The 11,356-nt window shown below is 54.1% G+C and carries 7 protein-coding genes; 1 reads left to right on the forward strand and 6 read right to left on the reverse strand.

Going from position 1 to position 11,356, the window contains the following annotated elements:
- Nucleotides 1-84 precede the first annotated feature (84 nt).
- The 6 genes from INP79_RS09480 to INP79_RS09505 form a co-directional block, all read right to left on the reverse strand.
- Complete coding sequence (locus tag INP79_RS09480; protein WP_194754052.1) at nucleotides 85-1,356, reverse strand: nitrate regulatory protein; 1,272 nt, start codon at nucleotides 1,354-1,356, stop codon at nucleotides 85-87.
- Nucleotides 1,357-1,517: 161 nt separating this feature from the next.
- On the reverse strand, nucleotides 1,518-2,972 hold the full coding sequence (locus INP79_RS09485; protein ID WP_194754053.1) for an efflux transporter outer membrane subunit: 1,455 nt from the start codon (nucleotides 2,970-2,972) through the stop codon (nucleotides 1,518-1,520).
- Between the two features lie 4 nt (nucleotides 2,973-2,976).
- The gene (locus tag INP79_RS09490; protein ID WP_194754054.1) at nucleotides 2,977-6,123 is read right to left on the reverse strand and encodes an efflux RND transporter permease subunit; all 3,147 of its coding nucleotides are present in this window, start codon (nucleotides 6,121-6,123) and stop codon (nucleotides 2,977-2,979) included.
- Between the two features lie 18 nt (nucleotides 6,124-6,141).
- Complete coding sequence (locus INP79_RS09495; protein ID WP_194754055.1) at nucleotides 6,142-7,362, reverse strand: efflux RND transporter periplasmic adaptor subunit; 1,221 nt, start codon at nucleotides 7,360-7,362, stop codon at nucleotides 6,142-6,144.
- A gap of 175 nt (nucleotides 7,363-7,537) precedes the next feature.
- Entirely contained in the window at nucleotides 7,538-9,235 is a 1,698-nt protein-coding gene (ybaL, locus tag INP79_RS09500; RefSeq protein ID WP_194754056.1) for a YbaL family putative K(+) efflux transporter, read from the reverse strand.
- A gap of 209 nt (nucleotides 9,236-9,444) precedes the next feature.
- Entirely contained in the window at nucleotides 9,445-10,056 is a 612-nt protein-coding gene (locus tag INP79_RS09505) for a TetR family transcriptional regulator (RefSeq protein WP_194754057.1), read from the reverse strand.
- A 128-nt stretch (nucleotides 10,057-10,184) separates the two neighbouring features.
- On the opposite strand from INP79_RS09505, the gene INP79_RS09510 reads away from it, so the two are divergent.
- The gene (locus INP79_RS09510) at nucleotides 10,185-11,348 is read left to right on the forward strand and encodes an efflux RND transporter periplasmic adaptor subunit (protein ID WP_194754058.1); all 1,164 of its coding nucleotides are present in this window, start codon (nucleotides 10,185-10,187) and stop codon (nucleotides 11,346-11,348) included.
- Nucleotides 11,349-11,356 lie beyond the last annotated feature (8 nt).

Below are 11,356 nucleotides of genomic sequence, written 5' to 3' on the forward strand. Positions count from 1 at the left end.
TTGATTGGTGTGTGTATTTTGCGCGGCAGTGCGCACAAAATGTGCGCACCATACAAGTGCGGATGCACCATGTCTATCGCACCATTATTGCGGCTGCTTGTGTTGTAGCAGGATGTTTTCTGCTACATCGATGATTTTGCGTTTTTGTTCCATGGCCGTGCTACGCATGGTTTTATAAGCGTCGACTTCGCTTAGCCCCAAGGTGCTCATGAGCAAGCCTTTGGCGCGCTCGATTTGCTTTCTTTCAGTGAGTGCCTTTTTGGTTTCTGACAACTCGGATTCCATTTCGGCAATTTGCTGCGATTGCTGCTGCAATAGGGAGATGACGGACTCTATCGGATAGGGCTGGCTGGCCGTATCCGTTAAAAAGCCATAGGCGTTTTCAACCGGAATCGACAGATTGAAGAAGGCACTATCGCGGCTGGAAACGCTGGCTTTATCTTGCAATTGCTGCAAATGCTTGCGCGTGTTGGCCAGGTCTTGTTGCGCCTCTGCGACCAGGATTTGCAGGGTTTGGTGCATATCGCTGATGAGCTGGCACTGGATTTGCCATAGCTCGGTCAGCCGCTGGCTGCAAAGCTCAAACCAGCAGTCTGCATCTTTGGCCTGCAAGGCTTGGCCTGGCCTGGCACCGGTCAGTTTGGCCTGGTATTGCTGGTGTTTGCGCTCGTTTTCTGTCACGCCTGCGCTGGCCCAGGCCTCACGCAAGGCCGGGGAGGCAAACTGGCAAAACGATTCAAAATGCCGTTCCTGCAAGGCAATCAGTTCCAGCAGTTTTTGCTGATGTGGTTGTTGCACACTGGCCGAGCCAAACATATACGCGCCTACGGCGCGCTCCTGGCCTGCGAACTCCTTGCCTTGCACCAGGTTGTAGAGTGCCAGCAAGCTGGTTGAAATCTTGCTGTTGACGGTATTGTCGGTGATTTCGAAAATCAGTGACACCAGGCTGCCAATCAGGCGGGTAAACGATTGTATGCAATCAATAAAAGAGATTTTCTGTAACGTGACCTGGTGCCGCAATGCGGTGAGCTGGTCAAAGCCGAGCAAAACCCACGATACCAGCGTCAGTTGCCGAGCATCTGCCAGCGGGTTTGCATCCAGGTGCTTTTGCAAAGCCTGCTTGAACTGGATGTCGAGTGAGGTGTTGTGCGCCACCAGATCAGCCCGCTCCTTGGCAAAGCGTTGCCCGGCCGAGGCCAGGTATAAGCAACTGGCGCCACGCTCGGCCTGGATCTGGTGAATCATCTGTCCCAGTGATTCGACAAATTCAGTACAAATGACGAGCCGCTCCAGCTCTTCAACATGTCTGATCTTGGCCAGGATGATGGTGTGTTCGGAAGTGATTTCTGTCTGCATTTGCAAAAATTAAAGCAAGAAACGTGCGCGTCTTTTTAAAGGGGGGTGAATTCTAACGGTGTCGCCCCATGTGCGGCAAGAGGGGGAGAGGTAAAGCACCCGCACTGACTCAGCACCGTGAATCTGTGGCGGGAGCTAAAAGAGTGGTCTGGTGGCGATGGTTAATGCCAGCCGCCGCCCATGACTTTGTACAAGGTGAGTTGGCTGGTGGCATCACTCAATTGCAGGGTGACCAGTGACTGTTCTGCCGTGTAGAGCGTACGCTGGGCATCCAGCACGACCAGGTAGCTGTCCACGCCATTCTTGAAGCGAGCATCTGCCAGCAGGAAAGCCGCCGAAGCCGCATTTTTCAACGATTGCTGTGCCTCCAGTTGTGATTGCAAGCCTTCACGTTGTACCAGTACATCAGCCACTTCGCGGAAGGCGGTTTGCACGGTTTTTTCGTATTGTGCCAGCAGAATATCGCGATTTTTTTCTGCCGAGGTCAAATTGGCGCGGTTACGGCCACCATTGAAGATAGGCAGGCTGATTTGCGGCACAAAGGTCCAGATGCCGGAGTTTTTGGCAAACAGGCCGGACAACTCTGTGCTGGCTGAGCCGACCGTGGTGGTCAGGCTGATGGTAGGAAAAAAGGCTGCGCGCAGGGCGCCGATATTGGCATTGGCGCCTTCCAGCAAATGTTCTGCCGCGCGTACATCTGGCCGTTGCTGCAAGGTGTCAGAGCTGATGCCGCCAGGCAAAGACTGGGTGAACACGACACTGGACAAATGGCTTGTTGGTAGCCACTGTTCAGGCACCATGCTCCCGGCCAGCAGGTTGAGTGCATTGCTGTCCTGCTTGATCTGCATGGTATAAGTAGCGATGGCGACGCGCGCGCTATCGACACTGGTTTGCAATTGCTTCAAGGTCAGCGCGTTGGCGACGCCCAGTTCAAACATTTTCTGGTTGATATCGTAAGTGGCTTGCTGGCTTTGCAGCGTTTGCTGCGCGATGGCAAGGCGTTGCTTGTCAGCGGCCAATGTCAGCCAGGCGGTGGCTACTTCTGCAATCAGGCTGATCTGCGTGCTATGACGATTTTCTTCATTGGCATAAAAGGTTTGCAAGGCCTGCTGGTTGAGGTTGCGTATGCGGCCAAACAGGTCAAGTTCGTAGGCGCTAAAGCCGACGGTGGCACGGTAAATATGCGAGATATTGCCGCTGCTGTTACTGCTGCCAGCGGTGCCTGTGGTCGCACCAGAGGTGTTGCCTGCCGTATTGTTGGCAGCACTGGCCATGCCTTTGGAGGCGGTTTCGGTGACACTGGCGGCGATGGTTGGGAACAGGTCTGCGCGCTGCACCTGATAGAGTGCACGTGACCTCTCTATAGTCAGGGCAGCCACCCGCAGGTCACGGTTGTTCTTTAATGCAAGGTCAATCACCTGGCGCAATTTTTCATCGCTGATAAAGGATTGCCATGGCAGGTCAGTAAACGCTTTGGGGTCGCTTTGTGCCGTGCCCAATGTGGCTGGGACTGGCGCGGCTGGTCGTGTGTAAAACGGTGCCAGGTCTATGCAGCCACTCAGGCTCAGTGTGAGCGCCAGTAATCCTGCCAACTTTTTCTGAGGTAATGTTTTCATAGATTTAATCGTGGGCTGTGTTTGCTGGCGCATTTTCTGCGTGATAAGGGAACAGTGAGCGGATCAGCACATAAAACAGTGGCACAAAAAACACACCGAGGAAGGTGGCTGTCAGCATGCCGCCGAGTACGCCGGTCCCAATCGCCTGGCGGCTAACTGCGCCTGCACCGTGACTAAATGCCAGCGGCAGTACGCCAAAAATAAAGGCGAGCGACGTCATCAGGATAGGCCGCAAGCGCAGTTTCACCGCTTCCAGCGTGGCTGTGAGTAATGGCTGGCCGCGCTCTTGTAAATGTTTGGCGAATTCGACAATCAGGATAGCGTTTTTGGCTGACAGGCCGATGGTCGTCAACAGGCCCACCTGGAAGTAAACGTCAGCGGTCATGCCGCGCAAACTGGTGGCCATGACCGCACCCAGAATGCCCAGCGGTACTACCATAATCACCGAGAAGGGCACCGCCCAGCTTTCGTATAGCGCCGCCAGGCATAGGAACACAAACACCACTGAGACGGCATACAGCAAGGGGGCTTGTGAGCCTGAGAGTCGCTCCTGGTAGGACTGTGCACTCCACTCATAACCAATGCCAGCCGGTAATTGCTTGATAATACTTTCAGCGATGCGCATGGCTTCACCGGTGCTGGTGCCTTTGGCCGCTTCACCGACGATTTCAACGGAAGAAATGCCGTTATAGCGCTCGAGCAAAGGCGAGCCTGATACCCAGCGGGTATTAGAAAACGCTGAGAAGGGCACCATGTCGTTGGTACTGTTGCGCACATACCAGCGGTCAATGTCTTCAGGTTGCATGCGGTAAGGCGCATCGCCCTGCAAATAGACTTTTTTGACGCGGCCCTTGTTGATAAAGTCGTTGACATAGGTGCCGCCCATGGCGATAGACAGCGTGGAGTTGATATTGGCGGTGGTCAGGTTGTAGATACCAGTCTTCTGGTCATCAATATTGAGCCTGAACATAGGCGTATCATCCAGCCCGCTTGGACGCACGCGGTTCAATTTCGGGTTGTCTGCAGCTAGTTGTACAAATTTGTTCCTGGCGTCCATCAACCCCTGGTGTCCCAGCCCGCCGACATCCTTGAGTTCCAGTGTAAAGCCGGAGCCCTGACCCAGGCCGCGCACAGGTGCAGGCTGGTTGACAAACAGTTTGGCATCCCTGATCTTGGACAAGGCTTTGGTCATCTTGTCTGCGAGTGACGCCGCATCTTCGCCTTCACCACGTAGTGACCAGTCCTTGAGGCGGATAAAGGCTCGGCCGGTGTTTTGGCTGCCACCACCGCCCTGGCCGAGGCCAGCAATGGTTAAATATTCATCAATGACCGCTTCCTGGCCGTCCAGGTGGTGCTCGATTTGACGCAGTACCCGCTGCATCCTGCTATCGGTTGCACCCACTGGTAACTGAATCTGTGCCATGAGGATGCCCTGGTCTTCGGTGGGCAGGAAGGAACTGGGTAAACGCAGGAACAGGAAAGCCAGCAAGGCAAGAATGCCTGCATATACCACCATGGTGAATAGTTTTTGGCGCAGGATTTTTTCAACCACCGCCTGGTAGCCATTGGCAAAGACCTCGAACGCCGGGTTAAACCAGCGGAAAAACCAGCCGAACAGGCCACCTGTCGTTGCATGGTGATGGTTGGATGGTGTGAGCATGGTCGCACACAGGGCAGGGGTCAATGTCAGCGCAACCAGCACAGACAGCAACATGGCCGACACAATGGTGATGGAGAACTGGCGGTAAATCACGCCGGTGGCGCCACCAAAAAAGGCCATGGGGATAAACACGGCAGACAGCACCAGCGAGATGCCGACCAGGGCACTGGTAATTTCACCCATGGATTTACGCGTGGCTTCTTTCGGGCTCAGGCCTTCCTCACGCATCACACGCTCGACGTTTTCCACCACCACAATGGCATCATCCACCAGCAGGCCAATCGCCAGTACCAGGCCAAACATGGTCAGTGTATTGATCGAAAAGCCAAATGCTGCCAGCACACCAAAGGTGCCGAGTAACACCACTGGTACGGCAATGGCTGGAATCAGTGTCGCGCGCAGATTCTGCAAAAACACATACATGATGATCACGACTAACAGAATCGCTTCCACCAGCGACTTCACGACTTCCTTGATGGAAATACGTACAAATGGCGTCGTGTCATATGGGATGTGGATACTGAGTTTCAGCTCGGGCGGGAAATACGGTTCCAACGCTGCCAGCTTGTCTTTCACGGCTTGCGCGGTCGCCAGTGCATTGGCGCCTGACGCGAGTTTGACACCAAAGGCTGCGGACGTTTTACCGTTGAGGTTAGCAACCGGGGTGTAACTCTCGGCACCGAGTTCCACGCGGGCTACATCCGACAAATGCACCACGTAACCGTCTGCGCCGGACTTGACGATAATCTGGTTGAATTGTTCTACGGTTTGCAATTTGCTGCGGGCGGTAATCGGCGCATTCAAACCTTGGCCTTTGACTGAAGGCAGCGCGCCTAACTGGCCAGAGGAAACTTCGGTATTCTGTGCCTGCACGGCCGCTGAAATGTCGGAAGGAATCAGGTTGTATTTTTGCAGCTTGGCCGGGTCCAGCCAGATGCGCATGGCATAGCCCGCGCTCAGGGTTTGTACATCGCCCACCCCATCCAGGCGGCTGATCTGGTCTATCAGGTTGCTCGAAATATAATCACCAATATCAATGGCGCGCACCGTCGGGCTGTCAGACATCAGTGAAATCATCATCAGGAAGTCGATGCCGGTTTTGGCGACGGTCACGCCCTGGCTTTGTACAATCTGCGGCAGCCTGGGCATGGCCTGCTGCAGTTTATTTTGTACCTGCATTTGTGCCACATCGGGGTTGGTGCCGGCATCAAAGGTGAGGCTGATATTGGCCGTGCCTGACGACGTACTGCTGGCAGACATATAGGTCAGGTTATCAATGCCCTTCATGTATTGCTCAATCACCTGCGTCACCGAGTTTTCAATGGTGTCCGCTGCAGCGCCGGTATAGGTCGCGTTAATGGACACACGTGGTGGCGCAATATCCGGGTATTGCTCCAGCGGCAGCCATTCGATGGCGCCTATGCCTGCCAGCATGATGACAATCGCAATCACCCAGGCAAAGATAGGGCGTTGGATAAAAAAGGACGCCATAATTAAATTCTCTTCTGGTTAGCGGGCAGGGTTCACGGTAGCCGGTTGTGCTGCAGTCGCTGCGGTGGCATCTGTATGACTGGTTGGACTGGTTGCGGCAAAGGGCACGGCCTTTACTTCGCTGCCCACGCTGATGCCTTGCACACCATCCATAATGACGCGGTCACCTGCCTGCAAGCCACTTGTGACACGCCAGTTGTCACCTTGTGCGCCACTGGTTTCCAGGGTTTGCTGGATGACTTTCTGAGTGTTGTCCACCAGTAGCACCGTGGGCTCACCGCGCGTATTCCTGGTCACCGCACGTTGTGGCACCAGGATGGCGGCTTTTTCTTCGGCGACATCAATCAGGGCATGGACATACATGCCAGGCAACAAGATGCCTTCCGGGTTAGGCACCACTGCGCGCAGCGTGACTGCCCCCGAAGTGGTGTTGACGCTGATACCGTTGAATTTGAGTTTTCCAGCATGCGCATAGGTGGAACCGTCTTCGAGTACCACGCGTACCGGGATTTCTTTTTGCGACGTGCTGCTCAGCTTGCCGCTGGCAATATCACGTTTGAGTTTAAGCAAGTCACTGCTGGACTGGATGACATCGACATAAATCGGATCCAGTTGCTGCACGGTGGTGAGTGCGGTTTCCTGGCTGGCGGTGACCAAGGCGCCAGGTGTGACGGTAGAGGTAGACACAAAGCCGGTGATCGGCGAGACCACACGGGTAAAGTCCAGGTTGATTTTTGCGGTGGCCAGCGCTGCCCTGGCGGCAGCTACATCGGCTTCGCCTTGCTGCAAGGCGGCCTGCGCGTCATCGTTATCCTGTTTGCTGACGGCGTTGATTTTGACCAGTTCTTTATAACGGTCTGCTTTGAGTTTGAGGGTGGTCAGCGAGGCTTCAGTTTTTTGCAGTGCAGCGGCTGCACTTTGAGCGCTGGCCTGGTAAGGGGCCGGTTCAATCTGATACAGCAGTTGGCCTGCTTTGACCAGTGCACCTTCAGTAAAGGCACGCTGGCGGATAATGCCGCCGACTTGTGGCCGCACCTCTGAAATCATGAATGGGTTGGTGCGCCCTGGCAGGTCGGCCACGATAGGCTGGCTGGCAGGCTGTACGGTGATGACCCCGACTTCTGGTGTTTTTTTGGGTGGTTTATTGTCTGATTGGCCGGATGAGCAGGCTGCCAGTAGCAGGCTGGTAAAGCATAGCAGCCATACGCCGCATTTAGCATAAAGAGGAGTGGTGTTCATAAGGTACCAATATCGATATCGTTATTCTTGTCTGACAAGATTGTACTGCGTTTGATTGGGCGTGAATGTAACGATACGTATCGACTGCCAATACAATGACATCATAGCGTTAAATCGGGGATTGCTACAAAAAATAAAGGCTGCAGAAGCAGCCCTTATTCAAGTTTTAATGCGTTTACAGCACGTGCCGTTCAAAACGCTGTAACACATGGGCAGACATGCCTTTGGCCAGTTCTTCTTCGCCAAAAAACACCGCTTGGCCGAGGTCTTTTTGCAGGCGCTGGTATTCGTCCTCGTGATGGGTGCGGATCACCACTTCAATGTCCGGTTTCAATTGCTTGGCAATGTCGACAATTTTGCGGATATCCATGGCGTCTGGCGTGGCGATAATCAGCATGGCCGCATTGGCAATGTGCGCCTGTATCAACACCATGGGGTCGGCAGCATTGCCTGACACGGCAGGTTGGCCTTGTTTGCGCAGTTTTTCCACCAGCTCGCGGTTTTGTTCGGCCACCACAAACGGGATCGCTGAGTCGGTCAGGGATTGCGCAATCCGCTTGCCGACGCGACCGTAGCCCACCAACACCACCTGGCCTTCCAGGAACTTGCGCTCGGTTGACATGGGTAACTCACCATATGGATCCATGCGCAATGACAAGCGTCTAGCCACGTCTGACTTGTTGACCACCCAATTGGCTAAAGGCTTGATCGACGCAAAGACCACCGGGTTCAGCGCGATGGAAATCAGCGCGCCAGCCAGCACCAGGCTCATGCCATCGGCTGACAGCAAGTTGAGCGATACGCCCAGGCCCGCCAGAATAAAGGAGAACTCCCCAATTTGCCCCAGGCTGGCGGCAACAGTTAACGCCGTATTTAAGGGGTAGCGCAACGCCAGCACAATCGCGACTGCCGCCAGCGATTTACCGAGGATAATAATCGCTACTACAGACAGCACTTGTATGGGTTGCTTGATCAGGATGCTAGGGTCAAACAGCATGCCCACGGCGACAAAAAACAGCACCGCAAATGCATCGCGGAAGGGCAGGGAGTCTTCAGCGGCACGGTGACTGTATTCGGATTCACGCATGATCATGCCCGCGAAAAAGGCCCCCAGCGCAAACGAGACATGAAACAGCGAGGAGGCAAAAAAGGCCACGCCAATCGCCACGGCAATCACGGTGAGGGTAAACAATTCGCGTGAGCCAGTGCCTGCTACATACCATAGCAACCACGGCAATACCCGTTTGCCGATGACCAGCATCACCACCACAAAGCCGGTAATTTCAAGCAAGGTCACACCGATTGTTTCCCAAATGGCGCTGGCATTAGTGGCTTCACCCTGGCCACCCAGGACACCTGCCAATGCGGGCATCAACACCAGTACCAGCACGGTTACCATGTCTTCTACCACCAGCCAGCCGACGGCAATTTTACCGTTCATGCTTTCCAGGATACGTCTGGATTCGAGTGCTTTGAGTAAAACCACGGTACTGGCGCAAGACAGCGACAGGCCAAATACCAACCCATGGCCCATGCTCCAGCCCCAGGTGTGTGCTACCAGCATGCCGAGCAGGGTGGCCAGGGTCATCTGCGCCAGCGCGCCGGGCAGGGCAATACGTTTGACTGACATCAGGTCCTGCACTGAAAAATGCAGGCCGACGCCAAACATCAGCAACATGACGCCAATTTCGGACAATTGGGAGGCAATTTCAATGTCGGCAACAAACCCAGGCGTGGCCGGGCCGATGATGATCCCGGCAAACAAATAACCGATTAGCGCTGGCAATTTGAGTTTTTCGGCAATCAGGCCGAATATCAGTGCCAGCGCAAATGCAGCGGCAATGGTGGTAATGAGTGAAAGGTTATGATCCATAGCAGTTTTTTCTTAAATTATTGTTATAAGGTGGTCTATTCGATGACGGATGACACGCCACGTGATTGAAAGATGGCGCGGTCACCTCATACTGACCCTGATCACACAAAAAAGTTGAACAATTTTATTGTCATCAATGTATCCGGCTCTTATCTTGCCGGAAGGCAGGCGTCTTCGTCAATGCTTGAGCGCGATGATGCGCGCAAGGATTATGGCTGGAAAAGTGGCATGGATAAGCGTTGCAGGCCATATTCGCACAGTTGTTCGGCACGTTGCCAACGTTGCGTTTCGCTGAGGCTGCCAAAGTAGATGATGCTGAACACGCCTTCAATGACTGACTGGCAATACAGGCTGATTAAGTCAAAATCGATGTCTGCAGAGAGTTCGCCTTGTGCAATAGCCTGTTTCAATAAACTGTCGATTTGCGTAATGCGCTTTTTCTCCCAGGCAAAGCGTAGTTGCAGCAACTCCGGCGAATCATCAATACCGATATATAAAAAGAACAGGACGCGCTGAATGGAGCTAGGCTCAATATAGCTACGAATCTCATGCAGGCAATATTGCTTGAGGTTGCCTAATGCCGCAAGGGCCGGTTGGAGCTGGAACGGGGAGACGGTTTCAATCACGCGTTCCGCCATGGCGGTAGCGACTTCCAGCTTGCCTTTATAGTGGCCGTAAACGGCGCCGCGTGACAACTCGGCGGCTTCGGCAATGTCGGCCATGGTGGTCAGCGTAAAGCCTTTGCGATAAAACACGTGTTCCGCGGCATCCAGAATCTGGTCGCGGGTTTTTTGCGCATCTTCCTTGGTTTTTCTGGCCATGATCTCTAGGCTTATCATTCCTCAAACAATGGCGAGGATTATACCAAAAAATAATTAATCAGTCATGATTGATTAATTATTAAAGGGCAGATAGAATATTGATGTCCATATAGTAAGAAGGCATATTCATGTCCCGTTTTTCTGTCAGCACGGCCTCGGTCGCCACATTCTTGTTATTGCAACTCTCTGCCTGTAGCAAACCGCAGGAAGCCGCGCAGGCCGCGGCGGCTGCGCCTGAGGTCGATGTGGTCACCGTGCAGATTGCTGAAATCCCTGCTGAGGTTGAATTGCCAGGCCGTGTAGAGGCCTACCGCATTGCCGAAGTGCGCGCGCGCGTTTCTGGTATTGTCTCCAAGCGGCTGTATCAGGAAGGGCAAACAGTGAAGGCGGGCATGCCATTATTTGCCCTCAACCCAGAGCAGTTGCAGGCCAGCAAGCTGGAGGCCGATGCCGAATTGGCCAGAACCGAAGCCAACCTGGTGAATGCCAATGACAAATTGCAGCGCTACCAGGCCCTGGTGGGCGACCAGTCAGTAAGCCAGCGCGACTACCGTGCGGCACAGGCCGAGGCGCAACTGGCCAAAGCCGAAGTGGCGGCGGCGCAAGCCAAACTCAATCGTGCCAAGCTCGATGTGGCCTATGCCAATGTGACGGCACCGATTGATGGTGTCGCGCGTCGTGCGCTGGTCACCGAAGGTGCGTTGGTAGGTAAAGATGAAGCCACGCACATGACCACGGTGGAGCAAATCAACCCGGTGTATGTCAATTTTGCGCAGTCTTCTTCTGAAGTGTTTGCTTTGCGTAAAGCCTTGCGTGACGGTCAGTTGAAGGGCAGCAATGGCCAATTGCAGATTGCCCTGATGTTGCCGGATGGTTCAACTTATCCTAGTGCAGGCAAACTGTCATTCTCTGATGTGTCTGTGAACCAGACCACAGACTCAGTGGTCATGCGCGCCATTTTTGATAACCCGCAGCAGGAGCTTATGCCAGGGGCGTATGTATGCTTGAAAATTCGCCAGGCGACCAATCCGCATGCCATCCTGATTCCGCGTGATGCGCTGATCCGTGACCAGTTCTCCAGCCGGGTATGGGTGGTCAATGCCAAACATGAACTGGAGTCACGCGAAGTGCAAACTGGCGCTGTGATCGATAAACAGTGGGTGATTGAGCATGGCTTGCAGCCCGGTGAGCAAGTGGTGGTGACCAATGCCGCCACGCAAACGGCGGGCGTGAAAGTGACGCCCAAGCAGGTCAGGGCCGCAGACAAAATAACGAAAGCGGTTGCGCCTTAAACGGTAAC

This window comes from Methylophilus sp. QUAN (genome assembly GCF_015354445.1).
In the GTDB taxonomy this organism is placed as follows: Bacteria; Pseudomonadota; Gammaproteobacteria; order Burkholderiales; family Methylophilaceae; genus Methylophilus.